Consider the following 19702-nt stretch of genomic DNA (forward strand, 5'->3'; position numbering starts at 1 on the left):
TACACCCACACGAGGTACATTCATGAAACAAGGCATATATGAACAGCTTATCAACACCATCACCAGGCAGGAGATTTCTGCGCTGGACCCGGATGTGTATAACATTGGGACCGAGAAGCTGGATGCAGAGGAAGCACGTAAATTGCTGTCCACGTATTTGGCGGCGGTGACCCGACGAGCGCTCAAGATTGTACGGGAACAGACGGAAGATAAGACGGCAGTGTTGGCGCAGATTCGAACGTGTAATGAGATTATTGCTACCCTGAAAGGCACGCTGGGGGAAGAAGAGTACAACGAATTGCAACTCGATGAGCAGGGGGAAGTGTTGACCCATGTGTATTCCAAGCTGAACAGCATTCGTGCGGTCCGGGGTACACGAATCGTTCGTCCAGATACGCCGATCTCCCAAAGCTCGTTATTCACAGGTGCAAAGTCCGAACCGAGTATGTTATTGGAGCTGCAAAAGGAGATCGTGACCGCCGATCGGATCGATTGGCTGGTGTCATTTATTAAATTCAGCGGGCTTCGCCTGCTTCTGGAACAGCTTCAACAATTCACAGCGGGCGGTGGGAAACTGCGGATCATCACGACCACCTATATGGAGGCAACCGACCTTAAGGCTATTACCGAACTGAGCAAATTACCTAACACAGAGATCCAGATTTCCTATGATACCAAAGTGACCCGGCTGCACGCTAAAACGTACATTTTTCACCGCGATACTGGATTCACTACAGCCTATGTCGGCTCCTCTAACTTGTCCAACCCGGCGCTAACCAGTGGTATGGAGTGGAACCTCAAGGTGACGGAGAAGGACTCACTCGATGTGCTGCGCAAGATTGAAGCGACCTTCGAGAGTTATTGGAATGACCGTGAATTTACGCTATATGTAGCTGAAGATGAAGGCAATGAGGCACAGCTGAAGGCGGCTCTGAATCGTAAAAAAGATCAATCCAACCACTTTCACCTCGACATCCAGCCTTACGATTATCAAAAGGAAGTGCTGGAACAGCTGGACGCTGAGCGTACGCTGTACGGACGAAACCGCAACCTGATCGTCGCCGCCACAGGCGTTGGCAAAACGGTCATCTCTGCCTTTGACTACAAGCGATTCCGGGCAAGCCATGCGGAAGCCAAGCTGCTTTTTGTCGCCCATCGGGAAGAAATCTTGAAGCAAAGCCGGGACACGTTCCGGTATATCCTGAAGGATATGAACTTTGGCGAGCTGCATGTCGGGAATCATCGAGCAGAGGCGCTGGATCACTTGTTTGTTAGTATTCAGAGTCTTAACTCTATGAAGCTGACGGAGGTCACTAGCTCAGACTATTACGATTACATCATTGTGGATGAATTCCACCATACCGCTGCACCTTCATACCAGAAGCTGTTGTCCCATTACGAACCGCAGATTCTACTCGGACTCACTGCTACGCCTGAACGGATGGATGGCAGAGACATTACCGCCTACTTCGATCATACGATTGCCGCTGAGATCCGTCTAACCGATGCCATTGACCGGAAGCTACTGAGTCCTTTTCAATATTTTGGCGTCACCGATACTGTCGATCTATCTCAGGTGAAGTGGTCGCGTAAAGGCTACGATCTGAACGAACTGGAGAAGCTCTATACCCATAACAAAATCCGTGCCAACCAGATCATCCAAAGTCTGAACAAATACGTAACCGATCTGGACGATGTGAAGGGGCTTGGGTTCTGCGTAGGGGTGGATCATGCAATGTATATGGCAAAAATATTTAACGAAGTCGGCATTCCATCCATAGCCCTGCATGGCGGGTCGAGCGAACAGGAACGTCATTCTGCGAAAGGACAGCTGGTGAACGGGGAACTGCGCATGATCTTTGTCGTGGATCTGTACAATGAGGGCGTGGATATCCCTGAGGTGAACACCATCCTGTTCCTGCGTCCTACCGAAAGTCTGACCGTATTCCTGCAACAGTTGGGACGTGGACTACGGATGGCGGATGGCAAAGAGTGCTTGACCGTGCTCGACTTCATCGGGCAAGCGCATCAGGAATACAGGTTCCAGGATAAATTCCGCGCCCTGATCGGCGCTACTAAACATTCCATCTCGTACTACGTTGAGAATGGATTTTCGAACTTACCACGCGGCACGTTTATTCAATTGGAAAAGCAAGCGAAGGAATACGTCATGCGCAACCTCAAGCAGATGAGTCGTAATCGTAGAGCTTTGATCCAGAAGCTGCAAACGTTCCAGCAAGACACCGGACTGCCCCTGACCTTGGCTCATTTTGTGGAACATCACGGGATGACACTATATGATTTGTATGGTGGACGTACGGGGAGAAGGTATTTCCGGGGTATGTTGGCCGAAGCCGGACTGACAGAGCCAATCGAGAGTGAGCAAGATGAGTACATCCGCAGACTTCCGTCTGTGCTGACGATCAACTCCCGAAGCTGGCTGACGTTCCTGATCGACTTTATTGAAAAAGGGAAAGAACCGACCAACGCTGATGAACAACGCATGTTGATTATGTTCTATTACACTTTCCACCGGGCCGCGCCTGAGAAACTAGGGTTGAGCAGCATCGAAGAGGGTGTGCAGCGTGTGCTGTCTTGTGAAGCATTCCGAGCAGAGCTTGTGGATATTTTCCAATACAATCTGGCTCATCTGCGATTTGTGGATAAAAGCAATTCGTTCCCGTACACTTGTCCACTGGATATCCACTGTATGTATTCCATGGACCAAGTGCTTGCCGCCTTTGGTTATTGGAATGCCCAGCAATCGCCCACCTTCCGTGAAGGCGTGAAGTATTTTGCAGATGAACAGACCGATATCTTCTTCATTACATTGAACAAATCGGACAAAGATTTCTCACCATCTACGCTGTATGAGGATTATGCGATTAATGAGCGGCTATTCCACTGGCAGACACAGAGCCGAGTGTCGGAGCATACGGCTACGGCGCAGCGATATATTCATCATCAAGAGACAGGTAACCGGATTTTACTGTTCGTGCGGGAGTATAAGGAGGAGCATGGCTATACATCTCCATTTGTCTTCTTGGGGGAAGCCGATTATGTGAGTCATGAGGGGAACAAACCGATGAGCTTTGTATGGCGACTCCGGGAAGAGATGCCTGCGAAGATGGTGGCGGTGGCGAATAAGTGTATTGTTTGAAAACTAGCAGTATTAGAATATGTATGGAGGCAAGGTCATGTGGGATAGAATTTTGGATGCACAATTTTTATCTAAATTAGGCGGAGTGGGCGGGATTATTGCTCTTCGTAGCTTTATGCGGACTTTTTTAAGAAAGATCAGGTAATTACTTCTTTAATTTCTTCCAAGTTCGAGTAGAGAGAAACCCTATCAATCCATAAATGGACGGATAGGGTTTGCTGTTTTACATCAATACTCCTTTAATAACATTTTTGGCAACACGAATATTATCAGGAGAAGAATCTCTTAGCAGTTGTACAATTTCTTTGATTTGTTTCTCATCTTCAGTTACCTCAAACTCTTCTTCTATATAAGCAAATAATTGAATCAAATTAACATCCAGTGACTCAGCAATCTTTGCCAAGTTCACCAAAGAAACATTCTTTTCTCCACGTTCGATCTGTCCTATGTATGAAAAATGAAATCCACCTTTTTCTCCGAGGGATTCCTGTGAATACCCTCTTTCTTTGCGTAGTGCGCGAATTCTTGCTCCGACCAGCTTCAAAACTTCTCTGTCCTCGTTCATGGTATTCACCTCTCTATGTTCAAAAGTGTAGACAAGTTTCCTCAAGGTAAACACCAAACGAAGAATACAAATAATTTATTTGATTACTATATGTATCAATTTATTGTATAATACTGGTATTAACTCTTTGGAGGGATGACAATGGCAAGAAATTGGTCCATAACCGAAGCACATTGTAATCACCAAGTAGATTTTACCCCACGTTTGCAAGACCTTGATATCTCCACACAACCTAGGTCCAAACACATTCCTGCTTACCATATGCTACGTACCACAATAATGGCCTATCACCAACATGCTAAGTATCATCTCAAACTTGCCACCATCATGCGTAATCACAATCAGTTTAAAGCCTGCCTAATTCTATGTGATTGGGCTCTAGCCTCCATGATTAAGGCGCTTTATACCCATAAGTATCATTCAGTTCATCCACCCAAAGAACTCACCATGAACGAAATCTTGCCTCTAGTGCATACGGACAATGAACCCGGATTGGATATCGCTTTGTTCATCGGCACGATACAACATATGTCATCTTTAGAGGAATGCCAAGAGGATCAATATTTAGACCTTAATAACATCGAAAAGCTTCTTCAACGAACAGAAGAGATATTGGACGAGTTAGCCACTCGATTGAAGGATGATTTATCAGAGTAAGATGTTTTTTTATTGATCATTTGGGTTAAATGTTTGATTTATCTGTGTTACGCTTACAAAATGATATCATCCAAATAAAGGATATATGTTGCAGAGATTACAAAGGATTTTCTTTGCTTTGCATCGGGAAAGTAGGTGTACATCTTGAAAAGAGTAATTGCTATCGCGTTTTTCATATTATCTATATTGGAATTGGTTACTCTAATCCTAATTGGTAAAAGCATGATGACTGGGTATATGGAACCGAGTACGTTTAGCGGGATAATTTCATTCCCACTAGGCGCTACGTACCTCTCGATCTGGATGTTCTTTTCACGGCAAGAGTTTACCGGAGGACGAGTCGCGGCACAGATCAGTTTTACAGCGGCATTGTTGACGGCGTGCCCGTTGGTGTGTTTGTTGATCATTTTCTATTAAATGAAGAGATTAAGAAGATTTCCTTTGAATTAGGACCTATGAAGTACGTTGTTGGAAATATTGTTATGGTGAGAAAGGAAAAATCAGGATGTTAGAAGGATGTATATACACGAAGCTTCTGCTAACATGGTAAAATCCTAATTCTAACGGCGGAGAATAATATGAGTACAATTAAATTAACACCAGAGCAACTGTTGCATGTATCTAAACAGATTGAGCAAGGCAGGCAGCAGTTGGAAGGTATACGTAATGACCTGACTGCACGGATCGGATTCATCCAGTCTCAGTGGGCGGGAGCAACGCAGGAACGGTTTTTCTATGATTTTCAGCAGTCACGTTCAGTACTTGATCGAGCACTGGAAAGTATGGTTAAGTCATCCCAAGATCTGTTCGCGATCGCCGAGAGATTCGACCAAGCAGATCAGGAACAGGTGAGCTTGGGAGCCGTTGCTGGACAGATTGCTGCCCATATAATGATGAACCATAATATAAGTAACACAGAAGAACAAAGACGAATGGTATATAATCCTTTGTTTGGAGTTAACATGCCTGCGAGTGAAGCGGAGGATGGTATGCCAGGGCAAAAGGAGTTTGTTAAGTATTGGGAACAGGGTGGCACCTATGAAGAAATGAGAGCTGGACCGAAGCAACCGGAGTCTGGCGGTGTGGATATATATGATGAACAGATTAGCGCATTTAAGGAAGGTCATCATCCCGTAACTGGAGAATCCATACCTGCATGGCAAGCAGCAGTTTCTATAGGAGGTTTACAGGCTGCTAAGCTCGTGTTGGCTTTTTCAGGAACGTATAATAAGGGTTATAAGGTTCCGAAAGAAGGATTGAAGTTTCCGAACTCTAAACATGAAGTATCACCCGGAGGTTATCTATCTAATTCTGATAACGTGATGAAGAGTTCTAACGGAGGGAGATGGGGAGCACAAGATGTGCACCAGTATACTCAATACAAACAAACTCTTCTAAAAAAAGATGTGATGTCCAATTCGGAAGTTATAATTAGAGGCGAGAATCTATGGGATGAAAAGGCTAGAAAAACGTTAACAAGCAATGGTAGTAAAATAGAGGATTGGGCAAAAATGACATCCAAACAACAATATGAGACTCCCTATGGAAAGGGAGAAGTTCACTTCTACCAAAATCAAAAAACTGGAGAGCTGAGCACTTTTGACTTGAAGTTGAAAGTATCCAAACCTAGGAAGCTTAGGGAGGACGAAGATGACTTGTTTTGGATCATTGATCTAGATGGTAACTTTAACATAACTGGAGTGAGATGATGAGAGTACAACTTAAAAATAAATCGGAGATGCAAATAGATATATCTATTGATAAAAAATATACAGTATTTGAAATAGAGTCTATTCCGTCTGGAGAGCAGTATTACAGAATTGAAAATGATGCTAATCGGATTCTTTCTTATGATGCGACACTATTTAATGTGATCTCAGACAAACTTAGTGGTGAATGGATTGTATTAAATAAGCCCAATCAATCATCTACTAGACTGCCCGAGGAAATTGCATATTTAACCTTCTGGGAAGATTTCTACAATGATGAACCTAATGCGTTACGTGCATTCAAGCAAGTCAAATCCAGAGTATACTTAGAAGAATTAGAAGCTTCCGAGATAACAAATATTCTGGAGAGTGACAATCATGATGAGATTCATTTTGTCCTTAATGCATTTATAAGAGCTAAATGTGGAACTTATACGAAGGAAGTAATTCGGTTTGCAAAAACAAAGCTGAGTGATGATCTTTATTCAGAAGATGATATTTTATGGACTGCATTCAAATATTTGAGTTTATTTCAAGAGGAAGATATTAACGATTTCTTTGTGTACTACCTGACCAACATCGAGCTAGGGAATGATGATTTAACCGAAATTGCCAGTAACTACTTCGCATCATAATAGGAGTGGTGGATGGACGATCCATGTAAGTCCTATAACCAAAAGTTATTGAGCCGGCTGATATATCCATCTACAATACCGAATTATTGTCACATTGGAATTACATGAAAAGATTATATGATGTAAGAAGGTTTGGCTATGGACTTCATGGAAATGATTTTAATTGATTTTAACAAAAACAATTTAGATCAATTCATTAAGAATGATTTAAACATTCAGGTGGATCAGATCCAAAGTTCTCACTTTTATGATAACCGTAGTGAAAACGATATTGGATTTCAGCAAATAGAAAGCCTTGAAGAGATTCTTTCTCCTAAGGGAACGGGGAATATATTATTATCTCAGCTTAACCTAGGTCATACCTATAACGACGTGATGATTGTATTTTCATTCGATGAGGAATCTGGAGATATCGTTATGAATTTTCCTGAAGAGGAATTGTTCAGCGGAGAAAAACCAGAGACGATGTTAAAAGCTCAGAAATTAATAGAGTATATTCTTAATATTAAGAACAAGTATTCAATTGAGAAGGTTAGAATCGGTTATGAACCAGCTATGGATGATGACACTTGCTTGGTCGAGATTGATAAAGAAATGATGGATATGAAAACTATTATTGCAAAACTGTTGGCTTAGAATTCTTATGAACCAGTGTAGGATGCCGAACAATTAACATTACGAATTACTGAAAGCCCATTTCAACTCGAATACGAGTAGTCATGGGCTATTTTCATCTCTTGAATCCAATCTACTGCTTTACAAAATCAGCCTATCTCTTCCCATGGCAAATGGTATAATGGCAAAAAGGGAGATTCTGGCGCGAGGCTTGAAGGCTCTCACAGCAGAAAGGATGTTATACCACATGCCTACATACAACAAATTGGTGCGGGACGAGATCCGCATATTATCACATCCAGCGGTAAGGAATGCCGGACGCGCATTCTGGACCCGGAGGAATATAAGCAAGAACTAAGAACAAAGCTGCAAGAAGAATCGAATGAGTACTTAAGTGCAGGAACTGATCAGGAAGCGTTGGAAGAACTAGCCGACATGCTGGAGGTTATCCGGGCGCTGGCAGAGGTGCATGGTGCGAATGCGGCACAGCTGGATAAGCTACGGGCGGATAAGGCTGAGGCACGCGGTGGATTTCAGGAGAGAGTGTATCTGATCGATGTCGACGAAGCTTAACGTTAAACTCATTACAGATAACTTGGCAGACGAACTCATTTCCCGGATGCAGCATGCATCCGGGATTTATATTATGACGTCCTTTATCATGCAGTCCGGGGTGAAACTGCTGGCCCCGCACTTAAAGCGGGCGGCTGAGCGTGGGGCAGAAGTACGGATGCTCGCAGGAGATTATCTGTACATAACACAGCCAGAAGGATTGCGGGCGCTGTGTAAGGTTGATCCACGAATCGAGACACGGCTGTGGCGAAGTATGGGGACTTCTTTTCACCCGAAAGCGTATCTGTTCGATCATGACAACGGGGAAGGACTACTGATCGTCGGCTCGTCAAACTTTTCGTTCACGGCGCTGAAGACGGGGTATGAATGGAATCTCGCGATGAATGCGGAGGCGGAGCCGTATACGTTCCAGATGGCGTTGGACAAGTTCATGCAGAGCTTCTACCACGAGACAACCTTGCCGGTGAACCCGGATTCGATTGAACTGTATGAGGAAGAGTACCGCAAATATCACCAGAAGAATCCGGAGATGATCCAGCGCATTACGGAGATGGAAGAAGCGGAGTTTGGGACGGGTCTGCCAGAGGACAAAGAGGAAGAGACCGCCGAGCTGTCACTGGTGCCGATTCAACCGCGCTTTGCGCAGTTGGATGCCCTCGAAGCACTTCATGGCACGATGGAGGAGCAGTACGACAAGGCGATGGTAGTTATGGCGACCGGGCTCGGCAAAACGTATCTGGCGGGTTTCTTCGCCCAGCGGTTCCAGCGGGTGTTGTTTGTGGCGCATCGGGAAGAGATTCTGTTCCAGGCAAAGAAGTCTTTTCAACGGATCATGCCGGAGCGCAGTCATGGGATATATAACGGGCAGTATAAGGATGGGGCGGCGGATTGTGTGTATGCTTCGATCTTTACGCTGAGTATGCAGAAGCACCGGGATGGTTTTGCAATGGATGCATTTGATCTGATCGTGGTGGACGAATTCCATCATGCGGCGGCGAAGACGTATATGTCGGTGATTGAGCATTTTCAGCCGAAGTTCCTGCTAGGCATTACGGCGACCCCGGATCGACTGGATGGCAAGGATGTGTATGCGCTCTGTGATGGGAATGTGGCTTACCAGATGCATTTTATCGAAGCAATCCGACGAGGATGGCTGGCGCCATTTCAATATTACGGAGTATTCGACGATACGGATTATTCGCAGATTCGCTGGATCGGGACAAAGTATGATGAGGAACAGCTCATGGCCGTTCAGTTGCAAGAGGAGCACGTAGAGACGATCTATGCAGCCTGGTCCCGGCACAAACAGACGAGAACGATTGGTTTTTGCTCGTCGATCCGTCAGGCGGACTATTTAGCTGCGTATTTCCGAAGTCAGGGTGTGAAGGTACTTAGTCTGCATTCACGTACATCGGAGATGTCGCGGGAGGAAGCCATTCAGCAGCTTGATGCGGGTGAGCTGGAGGTTGTGCTGACGGTGGATCTGTTCAACGAAGGTACGGATATTCCACGTGTGGATAAGCTATTGTTCGTGCGTCCAACGGAGTCGCTCACGGTGTTTACCCAGCAGGTGGGGCGTGGTCTGCGGCTGGCGGAAGGCAAATCGCATTGTGTCATCATCGACCTGATCGGAAACTACCGGAATGCGGATGTGAAGCTGAGCCTTCTGGATGTGCGCGGAGACGAGGAATGCAGCGGAAAAACGATGGATTCGGCTGTGCCTGAAGTTCCGGCTAACTGTGGGATTCATCTGGAGACCCGTGTAGTGGACCTGCTTCAGGAGCTGAGCCGCAAACGGTTACCACGCCGCGAGAAATTGCATCATGATTCTCTGGATGTGAAGCGAGAACTGGGGCGTATTCCGACGTATCTGGAGCTGCACCTCATGGGGCGTTCGAAGAGTGTCGGGTATCGGAGCGAATTTGGCTCATATGTTGGGTTTCTGTATTGGGCAGAGCTGCTGACCCCATATGAGGGAGAGATGTACGTCCGGCACGAGGCTTGGCTGCGTGATGTGGAGAAGACGATTATGAACAAAAGCTACAAGATGATCGTGCTACTATACATGCTGGAGCGAGGCGAAGCGCACTGGATGGACCCGATCACGCCGGGGGAGATGGCGAGATTTTTCCATACGTACCTGACGGAGAAGGAATACCGGAAACGGAAGGACTTTTCAGACAAGGAAAAGCTTGCGCTCTGGGTATGGAACGAGAGGACGGCAACACGGATTGAGAAACTGATTATTGATATGCCGATGTCTATGTGGAGCAGGGCGAAGGGGAGTATGACGCGTTTCGAGGATGGCGTGTTTTCGCTGAATGTGCAGGTGCAGGATGCGGAGGAACAGGCGGTGTTATATCGCTGGACGAAGGAGATTTGTCTGTATCGGTTGCATGCGTATTTTGAACGTGGGACAGTAGCGGTTACATTAAGAGTTTAGTAATATTTTTATAACTAAATTATCATCGATGATATTCCTTGATAGTACCCCCATCTTTTTTTGAAAAGATATATGAAGCAATTGGAACCATTTCGGAATCAAGAAATACTACTTTGTAGCATGAAACCATGTGATCGTGATCTCCATTTTCACTGATACTATACACCTCACGGGTCTTAAAGGTATATCTTTTCAAGCTGCCAAATAAAGCCCGGAAAAAATACCATAAAGGTAAGGGGGGGGAGAAAATCGCCCTTTTTTTTCTTAAAGATTGCGAATTAGATAAAAAATAACATTTTAATGAAACTTGTACCTTTTTTTGTAGGGTATATATGGTATGTGCCCTTTTGCTTAGTAAAGCCTAGCACAACTTAGAATATAGAACACAATGCTTTATAAGCATTTCACGGGGAACCTTTGAAGGGAGGTGCTCTTTGGATTCTGTATGATCTAAGGTTCGAGCTCATTTCAGATCACGTTATTTTTAAGCTACTAAATTCTAGACTTATTGAGAGGGGAAAAAAGATGTCTAAAAAACAATTGAAAAAACCTTTAATTATAGCTGGCTCATTACTTTTGTTAATGAGTAGCGCAGGAACGTCTTTCGCTGCCTACAGTCATGATTTGTACCCTAACTATTGGCCACAGGGAAGATCAAGTGTCACTTATTCTATCCAATCTACTTTTGATTCTACTACCAAAACACAAATGCAAACTGCAATGAGCCAATGGAATAACGCATTGCCTTCAGGCAGCTTCCTTTACAAATCGGCTTCAGATACCAATGATTCGACACCAAGCCAAAACAACATCAATACTATAACAAAATATCCTTACGGAGCTGATGGGTTTACCGGCGAACATGTGCCTTATCTCAATTCTGCCGGAAAAGTAATTGAATCAGATATAAGAGTTAAAAGCAGCCACAACTGGTCCAACTCTCCAAAACCAAATTATCGTGATATTCAAAGTACGATGACTCATGAATTCGGTCATTCTCTTCGTGTAGGGCATTCTCCGATTTATGAAGATACCATGTTTGGCGAGGGATCATTGAATACAGACTACAAGAGAACGTTGACAACTGCTGATCGGGAGGCAGCCCAAGCTTCAGTGTCGAGATGGTTAACTAATTCACTGAGAACAAATGATGATGAAAGCTCCAATTCAGATCTTAGTGATAAGGTTGTTGTTCATTCTGAAGCTGAAGTTATTCAATTTGATAAGAATCAGCTTGTAAATGAAGCTGATGTTATTGTGTCTGGAACAGTTATTTCTCAAGAAGTGAAAAAAGACTTTGAAGGATTCCCTGTCACAGATACTACCATTCGGGTTCAAACTGTTTATAAAGGAGAACCTGGTGAAACAGTAACAATACGGGTTAAGGGTGGGGAAACAGATAATATGATTTACACCCTTAATGAAGAAGCCTCTTCTACATTTAAAATTGGAGAAGAAGCTATTGTATTTCTTACTGGCAATAAAGGATCGAGACCGGATAAGAACGATTTCGGCTATTATTTGGTAGGACAAGCTCAAGGAAAGTTTGAATCTGGTATCCAGTCACAGTCACAAGGCGTAGCCAAAAATAGTACAAATACTCACAGTTTGGATCTTAACAATATTCAGAATGAAATTAATTTGATCGAAAAATATAACAAATTAAATAACATTCCGAAATTATATCTTCCAGAAGGTCAAGAAAGTAATATTTAACTTGAACGGTATAAAAAAAGCAGTCCGAGTGGGCTGCTTTTTAAATTAAAATGCAACATTTATGGTTTTTATTACGTTTATTAGGTAACGAGTACCAAGGAGGGGATTGTCATAAAAGTAAAGTCAATATATTTTATTCTCAGTGTTGTAGCGGTTTTTTTACTGTCAGCTTGCGGAAGTGGTGTTACTGACTCAAGTCAGCAGAATGAACTAGGTGAACCTTATCGTGTGGCGTTGGATGAATTAATATCAACAGATAAGGCTCTTAATGAAAACATGGAGTATATCTCATTGGATTTCGATAAAGGACTTCCAATAAAGGATTCTGATAAAAAAAGCATCGAGGATTACCTTCAAAGCAAATATAATGTAAAGATATATAACCTAACCTATGAAGAATTGGTTGAAGAAGGACTGTCTGAACAGTCTGAAAGCAAGCTTAAAGGGGTTTTACTGAAAATTGAAAAGCAGGAGCAACAGTCAGATAATAACATTACCATAGAGGTCAGTAAGTATCGTTCCAATGAGGGTTCGCTCTCTGCAAAAATAACTTTAACCTATGAGAAAGGTCAATGGAGAATCGCTACTCATACTCCGACAAGAGAAAGTTAAAGAAAGTATTTGTGGATCACCCAAACACTGGTAAAGTATTTTATAATAATTTTAAAAGCCCTTATTAGGGCTTTTTTTGTCCTGTTTTTTCTGATTTTACTACCCTTAAAGAAAAGTTAGAATTATATTACATTACATTACATGTTCGTAAGAGTGCGACCATATTAGGCGTACATATAATCCTTAAAGGTATACCTTTAAGGACAAAGGAAAGGAAGCCTAGTGTTTACTAAGCTTCCTTGAAAACAGAAATTTAATGGGGTTTATGCTTTAGTCAGCATTATACAAATATTTATGAATACCGTCTTGTACTTTGTTGCTATGCCTCATTTCAGAATAGATAAGACTCAGTAAGACAGTTATCAGCACCAGTAAAACAGATACAATTTTTTGGAAATTATTCATTACCAATTATACCCTAAGTTAAATGTGTTACTTAAATCAAACATGTGTTCAACAGCACTGTGCCATTCCGTGACATGGCTTATTTGGAGTCCTGTATAAGGATATGCAGAAGCTGCCTTCCAACTGGTGCCGAGTTGAAAGTTATCTGTTGACTGAAGATTCTGTAACCAATCTGGTGTAATTACCCATTTTGCTGTGTCTGTGCTTTCTTCGGTTGTAGCAAAAAACAGCCCTTCTTTTGGTTCAATAGGAGCTGCATACAAAGATGTGCTAGTCACTGTGAACATAAGAGATGCAGGCAAGCTTAATCCAAACAATTTCACCTTGCCCTGAAACATTTCTTCACTCTCCTAAAATTATTTAAGCAGAAAATGATTGTATGTAACATAATATATATGAAATCATTTTCCAACTCTAATAATATATAACAAAATAAATCAAGAAAAGTTTCAGAAATATTATAAAATAGATTAAATTCACAAAAAAAAGGCGAATCGAAATGGTAATCGCCTTCTGATGATATTCTTGTTCCTCTGTGTCAGACAGTCCTCCGTAACTTATAAGCTTGACAAGTTATGGGCAAAAAAGACAAGGAGCGTTGGATTCTAGGAACGGGTGTAATTAATCGCTTGTCGTGTTACCGCGTCTGGAGGAGCTTGAAAGCAACTTATGCTTCCTCACCCTCCACATAAACCATAATCGCTTGATACAAAAACCTCAAAAAGTCCCCATCACCAAACTGATTAAAATAACCTACATAGCGGCGATCCGTCGTATAGGCTTCTGCGATACACCTCAGAATCTCATCATCACAGACCATAAACTGTTCCAGGCAACTCTTCCATTTACGACTAACGCTTGAACCTCACCAGAAGCAGGACTCAGATCCTGATGCTTCGCCAACTCCCGAAATATCTGCTCCATGTTAACCGAGAACTGCTGGTAGGCTTGTTCTTGCTCTTCCGCAGACAGCTGGCTCACATTGGCTTCAAATTCCTGATATTTCTCGGTATCTCCGTAGATGAACTTTGCCTCAGATTCATATTGTTGCTGGATAGACAGGATGGAAGAGTCGTCAAACAGATGAAGATGAGAGATATCCGTCCCATCCACATACTCGTCCAACTGGTCGATGATGGTTTCGAGTTTTTGTTTGCGTTGAACGAGTGTACTGCGATGCTCTCTTAGAATATTTTTTTGTTCACCTTTGGAGAGTTGCATCATGGCTGCAATGTCTTTCAAGGAGAAATTCATTTCTTTGAACAACAGAATCATTTGCAGATTCCCCAGTGCCTCTTGATCGTAATACCGATAGCCATTGTCCTCGACTTTGCTCGGTTTCAATAGATCTGTTTTATCGTAATAATGTAATGCGCGTTTGGTGATGCCTGTGATCTGAATAATATCTTTAACGGTGAAATAGGGTGTCTTCATTCCAAAAGTCCTTTGTTTCAGCAAGAATAACACTTGCCGGAGTAATAGTTGCTTCGGTGATCGGTGTACCTGTTTTGTTCAAGTAGTATTGAATTAGGTGATAACCGCAGGCATAGCCAGCCGCATAGGGCATACCTACGGGCGTGAAGTTTTGCATGATAGCAAGTTCATCGCCGTATAGATACGGATTAATCTGGTCAAAACCGGTGACATGCAGCTGGTCTTTCATTTTTGGTTTGATTACGGTATTCAAAGTCTCCATATCCGTTTTGGCTACCCAAGGGCCTAGCAACTTTGCTCCATACAGGGATGTCGCAAAGCTCTCGGCCAACCCCTCGCTAACAACCATCTCGCCAAGCGTAATCTGTGGATTCCACTGGATATATTGGTACCTCACATTATGATTGCATTCATGGGCTAACACGGATTGCATACGAGGTAGAGTATATCTATTTGGAATCAGGTTCGCAATAATGTAACCGGGGATTCCACCGTCTCCGCTGATACCTTCGTTCATGGTCAGTGAAGGGCTATTCTTATCACCCAATAAAATGGTATATAGATATTCGGAGACCGATAGCTCAATTCCGTGCTCTATAAAGGTGGATAGACTCGTATGAACAGCTTCATGACACTGTTGCCAAAATGTTTCAGACGAGATCGCAGCTAACGATTCGTTAATCTCAGGTGTGATATCTGCGGGAGCGATATTCATAAAGTTATTCATCATGATCACGTCGAAGCCATTAGGCTCTTGAGATCGAAACGGGATCTGTTGTATGTTCCATTTGTTCATAAAGGGACCCATCATACGCTCGCGGTATAACTCCAATTTCTCATCGGGTGCAGCCTGGATGATCTCTTCATAGATTTGATCTGAACGCAACGCGGTAATCTTCATCCTTAATCTCTCCTTCTTATTCGCTTGAGATCATTATCAAGTATGACCTAACGTAACAGTCAAGCGTTGATGTTAGGCTGCTGGTTCTCTGAATGATTCTTCATCTTTATGGTAAATACCAGACCAGACAGGATATAGATCAAGCTTAGCAAGAGATAAGGGAGTTGCAGCGAGAATACGCGATCGAACGTCGTTTCACTAACCCGCACCAATAGCCCACCGAGAAGCGTACCAACGGCACTAATGCCAAAGGACAGAAAGCGAAACACACTTCCGACCCGGCCAAGCATCTCATTAGGAACGGAACGTTGCAGGATGGAGGAACGGGTAACGTTGTAGACAATAATGAAAAATGCAGCACAGAAGTACAGACTGCCTACTAAGTACGCATTAGTAGTAAGACCCACCACACCGTAGATGATTCCCATGCACAGAATGGAGGAGATAATTAACTGTTTTGTGCTCCATTTCTTACGCATATATGCAACAGCCTGGCTACCTACAATGCTGCCGATGGTTGCGATGGAGATGAGGATACCGAATGCAAAAGCATCCAACTGAAGCACATCTCGTACAAAGAAAATCTGAGTAGCCAGAATGATGGAATACATCAGCGTAATGGTGACGGACAGAATGGCTAGACCACGCAGAAAACGATCATGATAGACATATTGAATACCGGACCACATCTCGCGTTTCCAATTCTTCATCGGGCGAACTTGCTTCTTGGTTGTTTCCGTATCCCCTGGGTAGAAGTTTCCCTTCAAACTGATCAAAAAGAGCAGAGCAATAACAGCCGTTACAGCGTCTATGGCAAAAGGAAAAACAATATGCAGGGTGATGATAAACCCTCCCAGAGCAACGCCCAGAATATCACTTGTGATTAACTGTCCTGCGGTGAACTGCCCATTCGCTTTCTCCAACTTACTTTCATCTACAAGTTGTGGGATGACCGTCTGTACTGTGCTGTCGAATACGACTCGGCTAAGACCAATTCCAAACATGAACAGAGCCAGAATCGGAATGCTCACCCATCCTCCCCAGATACATAACGTCAGTCCAAGCAGAAGCAACATTCGCGTAAAGCCTGCCCCAATCAGCATATGTTTGCGTGAGTATCGGTCGATGAGAACACCCACGGGCAGACTGAAGAGAAGCCAGGGTAAACGAAGTGCCGTCATGGTGACAGAGGCATACAGCGTATCGCTTGTAAGTGTTGAAATGAGCCAGGGAACGGCAGCAATTGTAAGACCATCACCCAAAAAAGTAAGCGAGAATGCACCGAATAACTTGGTATAGTTCGACTTAATTTTCATCATTCCCTCCACCAACAAGATGTAAAGCATAGCTATAATAAGAATGGGAAATAATGTGTTTTCACTTAATAACAATGTAAGTTATTGCAAAATGGATTTCAATCCTATTTTTACAATAAATAACTTCACAAAACGCTTACAAACTTTCAATTCTACCCTACCTTTTCCGCTGTGAAGCTGAGATAATGGGAGAGGAATAAGGCATGAAACAGATGCGACAACCATGTTCACCAACAGCCCAAAAATAAAAGCTGCACATCCATAGGAGGATTATTAATGACGACACAACCATTGAATCTGATCCAATCCACGGAGGGCCAAGCGTTACTAGCCCAAATGTATGGACAATCACAAGTAGAGGAACAGACCGCACGTTACACGAAGCTGAACGCAACGTTCGAAGAGTACTTTGGCGCACAAGAAGGAAGCAAGTTGTTCAGCGCGGCAGGACGCAGTGAGATTGGCGGCAATCATACGGATCATAACCATGGTAAAGTGCTGGCGGGCAGCATTACGCTGGATACGATTGCAGTGGCTGCACCAACTGCGGAGTCGGTTATTACCTTTTACTCAGAAGGTTATGACAAGAAATATGTAATCGATCTCACGGACCTCACGCCAAATACGGAAGACGATGGCACAACAGCATTGATTCGCGGTATGGCTGCGGGATTTGGAGAATTCGGATATAAGGTAGGCGGCTTCCAGGCGTACCTCTCCAGTAACGTGTTCTCGGCATCTGGGGTGAGTTCTTCGGCGTCATTCGAGATGCTGATCTGTACGATTTTGAATCACTTCTATAATGATGGTGCACTGGATGTTGTTACTTTGGCCAAAATCGGTCAGTATGCGGAGAACCATTATTGGAACAAACCTTCCGGTCTGCTGGATCAGATGGCTTGTGCGTACGGCGGACTGATTGCCATTGATTTTGAAAATCCTGCACAGCCGGTTATCGAGCCAGTTCAATGGGATTTCCAACAGAATGGTTACTCATTGGTCATTGTGAATACAGGTGGCAACCACGCCGATCTAACGGAAGATTACGCGGCTGTGCCCAATGAGATGAGAGCGGTTGCTCAGGCGCTGGGCAGTGAGTATGTTCGGGAAATTACAGCAGACACAATCTACGCCAACCTCAAGAAGGTTCGTGAAGCGGCTGGGGATCGTGCCGTGCTGCGTGCGCTTCATTTCCTGGAGGAAAATAATCGGGTCGATGGTGAGGTTCAGGCGTTGCGTGATGGACGTTTTGCTGATTTCCTGAAACTGATTACAGCATCCGGTAACTCGTCATGGAAGTGGCTGCAGAATGTATATCAGAGTGGTGCTGTGAAGGAACAGGAGATTGGCATCGCACTGGCACTGACCGAGAATTATCTGCAAAACCTAGGTGACGGCGCTTGTCGTATTCATGGTGGTGGATTCGCAGGGGTTATTCTTACAATTCTTCCGAACGAAAAAGTGGAAGAGTATATGTCATGGATGCACGACATGTTGGACACACCGATTATTGTTGTTAATGTGCGTGCGCAGGGTGCGGTATGCCTGAATGCATTGATCGCCTAATGCTGGCTAAACAGTACTCAGATAAATAGTTATAGTTATAATTCAGAAAAGTCCGGGCGATGCCCGGGCTTTTTGGGTTATTCCATTTTTGAAAAAACTTCAAACTTTTAAGGTCTGTAATGTGTTATTTAAGTAGTGGTTTAGTTAGGTTGGTAGTGACTAGAATACAGGCGTATTGATGATGGTTCGATTAGGTGAGAGGCTGTATCTCAATAATGTTCTCATGGGAGGAAGGATCAGATGATTACACCTACAGTGGCTGGGCAGGAAGAGACTCAATTATACGAGGAGTTGCGGCGTGCGATCGATGAATTCGAAGAGGGTGAGCAGCGGAAAATAGTTCTCAATCGGATGATTAAACAGCTAAGGTTCGCCAAGTGGCGCAAAGATCGAATGCGTAAGATCGATGCATACTGCCAAAAGATCAAGCCCGCGACACTTTGGATCATATTAGCCACAGGAGCACTTGCACCAGTCTTGTTGTTTAGTATGTTCATCTGGGTATCGTTGTGGGTGGAATGAAGCTGTAGAGAAGAGGGAAAAGTGTGAAGGAAAGATCGCTGACTGCGGTGGTGTACAGTGAATTACTGTGTCTGCTACTCGTAATCCAATTGATGAAACAGGAGGGCTTCGTATTTCACGTATCTGGTTCGAGTGAGGAGCTAGCATTATGAGTGTAGAGGCGGTGACGAGTGGAAAGATGTATATGGAGCGTCGCTGCCTGACAAAGTAATAAACCATTACTTTCACATATTTATGCAAATTGCTGAAATTATTCTGGTAACAACGTCCTATAACTAAAAATGTGTATGATTTACTGCCTGAAATTTATAAAGACTTTGTGCTCATTTCTTATATGTCGTATACACGATTAACAGAAGATGGACTATAATGATTCTACTTCTTTGGAAAAAAGAGGATGAGATTAGGCTATGAAATCCCTATTCATACATATGAAAGAGCCATGTATCTGTACAAGGCCCTATAGTTTTAAAAGTTAATATTTCTTATAAACTACTTAAGAGGTTTGATGTCTTCGGGCACTGAGCCTGTTTTGACTTCATAAGTATCATAATCCACCATTGAGAATATTTCTTGGGTCTTATTTCCTTTTACATACCCTGTCAGTGACACCGTATGAGACAAGTCAGACGGAATGAACTTGTGGCCTGTAAACTCAACATCAATTCCATAGGTTTCTTTAAAATAAGTTAGGCTTGCGATCTCGGCTTTTTGTACAATTTCTTTTTGCTCGTTCGACATACAACCTCCTAAAGTGAGTGTGATCGCGCAGATCATTAGTATAAAAAGTATAGCTGGTTTTTTCAATTTATCACCTCATATTCCTAATGTTGTCGTTTAGATATTGTGCATTATACAACTTTTGCTAAATAG

General features: G+C 43.4%; 17 protein-coding genes and 2 pseudogenes. 13 read left to right on the forward strand and 6 right to left on the reverse strand.

Annotation, left to right across the window (positions count from 1 at the left end; translation table 11 throughout):
• The first annotated feature begins 22 nt into the window (after positions 1-22).
• A complete protein-coding gene (locus J2X75_RS16115) occupies positions 23-3160 on the forward strand; it encodes a DUF3427 domain-containing protein (protein WP_310337849.1) in 3138 nt (1045 codons plus the stop codon).
• Positions 3161-3383: 223 nt separating this feature from the next.
• Here the strand turns inward: J2X75_RS16115 and J2X75_RS16120 are convergent, their stop codons facing one another.
• Complete coding sequence (locus tag J2X75_RS16120; protein ID WP_210109680.1) at positions 3384-3725, reverse strand: helix-turn-helix domain-containing protein; 342 nt, start codon at positions 3723-3725, stop codon at positions 3384-3386.
• 141 nt (positions 3726-3866) lie between these two features.
• Between J2X75_RS16120 and J2X75_RS16125 the strand changes: the two genes are divergently transcribed.
• The 9 genes and pseudogenes from J2X75_RS16125 (at position 3867) to J2X75_RS16165 (ending at position 12685) form a co-directional block, all read left to right on the forward strand.
• Positions 3867-4382 (forward strand): hypothetical protein, encoded by a 516-nt coding sequence (locus J2X75_RS16125; protein WP_310337851.1) that lies wholly within the window; start codon positions 3867-3869, stop codon positions 4380-4382.
• A 144-nt stretch (positions 4383-4526) separates the two neighbouring features.
• Complete coding sequence (locus tag J2X75_RS16130) at positions 4527-4799, forward strand: hypothetical protein (RefSeq protein ID WP_310337853.1); 273 nt, start codon at positions 4527-4529, stop codon at positions 4797-4799.
• Positions 4800-4960: 161 nt separating this feature from the next.
• The gene (locus J2X75_RS16135; RefSeq protein WP_310337855.1) at positions 4961-6091 is read left to right on the forward strand and encodes a WXG100 family type VII secretion target; all 1131 of its coding nucleotides are present in this window, start codon (positions 4961-4963) and stop codon (positions 6089-6091) included.
• Positions 6088-6726 (forward strand): hypothetical protein, encoded by a 639-nt coding sequence (locus J2X75_RS16140; RefSeq protein WP_310337857.1) that lies wholly within the window; start codon positions 6088-6090, stop codon positions 6724-6726. The genes J2X75_RS16135 and J2X75_RS16140 overlap by 4 nt, the downstream gene beginning before the upstream one ends.
• Positions 6727-6864: 138 nt before the next feature.
• On the forward strand, positions 6865-7362 hold the full coding sequence (locus J2X75_RS16145) for a hypothetical protein (protein WP_310337859.1): 498 nt from the start codon (positions 6865-6867) through the stop codon (positions 7360-7362).
• Between the two features lie 226 nt (positions 7363-7588).
• Positions 7589-7914 (forward strand): annotated as a pseudogene (locus J2X75_RS16150) (nucleoside triphosphate pyrophosphohydrolase).
• Complete coding sequence (locus J2X75_RS16155; RefSeq protein ID WP_310337860.1) at positions 7898-10357, forward strand: DEAD/DEAH box helicase family protein; 2460 nt, start codon at positions 7898-7900, stop codon at positions 10355-10357. The pseudogene J2X75_RS16150 and the gene J2X75_RS16155 overlap by 17 nt, the downstream one beginning before the upstream one ends.
• A gap of 525 nt (positions 10358-10882) precedes the next feature.
• Positions 10883-12073 carry a matrixin family metalloprotease gene (locus J2X75_RS16160; protein WP_310337862.1) on the forward strand — a complete coding sequence of 397 codons (1191 nt, stop codon included), beginning with the start codon at positions 10883-10885 and terminating at the stop codon, positions 12071-12073.
• A gap of 228 nt (positions 12074-12301) precedes the next feature.
• Positions 12302-12685, forward strand: a complete 384-nt coding sequence (locus J2X75_RS16165; RefSeq protein ID WP_310337864.1) for a hypothetical protein — start codon at positions 12302-12304, stop codon at positions 12683-12685.
• A 404-nt stretch (positions 12686-13089) separates the two neighbouring features.
• Here the strand turns inward: J2X75_RS16165 and J2X75_RS16170 are convergent, their stop codons facing one another.
• The 4 genes and pseudogenes from J2X75_RS16170 to J2X75_RS16190 form a co-directional block, all read right to left on the reverse strand.
• A complete protein-coding gene (locus J2X75_RS16170; protein ID WP_310337865.1) occupies positions 13090-13428 on the reverse strand; it encodes a hypothetical protein in 339 nt (112 codons plus the stop codon).
• Positions 13429-13757: 329 nt separating this feature from the next.
• Positions 13758-14524 (reverse strand): annotated as a pseudogene (locus tag J2X75_RS16180) (MerR family transcriptional regulator).
• Entirely contained in the window at positions 14499-15425 is a 927-nt protein-coding gene (locus tag J2X75_RS16185) for a DUF2268 domain-containing putative Zn-dependent protease (protein WP_310337869.1), read from the reverse strand. Before J2X75_RS16185 ends, J2X75_RS16180 begins: the two are co-directional and overlap by 26 nt.
• A 59-nt stretch (positions 15426-15484) precedes the next feature.
• On the reverse strand, positions 15485-16744 hold the full coding sequence (locus tag J2X75_RS16190; RefSeq protein ID WP_310337871.1) for an MFS transporter: 1260 nt from the start codon (positions 16742-16744) through the stop codon (positions 15485-15487).
• Between the two features lie 273 nt (positions 16745-17017).
• Between J2X75_RS16190 and J2X75_RS16195 the strand changes: the two genes are divergently transcribed.
• The 3 genes from J2X75_RS16195 (at position 17018) to J2X75_RS16205 (ending at position 18981) form a co-directional block, all read left to right on the forward strand.
• Positions 17018-18307 (forward strand): galactokinase, encoded by a 1290-nt coding sequence (locus J2X75_RS16195; RefSeq protein ID WP_310337873.1) that lies wholly within the window; start codon positions 17018-17020, stop codon positions 18305-18307.
• A 240-nt stretch (positions 18308-18547) separates the two neighbouring features.
• Positions 18548-18829, forward strand: a complete 282-nt coding sequence (locus J2X75_RS16200; RefSeq protein ID WP_310337875.1) for a hypothetical protein — start codon at positions 18548-18550, stop codon at positions 18827-18829.
• 23 nt (positions 18830-18852) lie between these two features.
• Complete coding sequence (locus tag J2X75_RS16205; protein WP_310337876.1) at positions 18853-18981, forward strand: hypothetical protein; 129 nt, start codon at positions 18853-18855, stop codon at positions 18979-18981.
• Positions 18982-19321: 340 nt separating this feature from the next.
• Here the strand turns inward: J2X75_RS16205 and J2X75_RS16210 are convergent, their stop codons facing one another.
• Positions 19322-19570 carry a hypothetical protein gene (locus J2X75_RS16210; RefSeq protein WP_150366238.1) on the reverse strand — a complete coding sequence of 83 codons (249 nt, stop codon included), beginning with the start codon at positions 19568-19570 and terminating at the stop codon, positions 19322-19324.
• Positions 19571-19702 lie beyond the last annotated feature (132 nt).

It is taken from the genome of Paenibacillus sp. 2003 (genome assembly GCF_031455635.1).
Lineage (GTDB): Bacteria > Bacillota > Bacilli > Paenibacillales > Paenibacillaceae > Paenibacillus > Paenibacillus amylolyticus_B.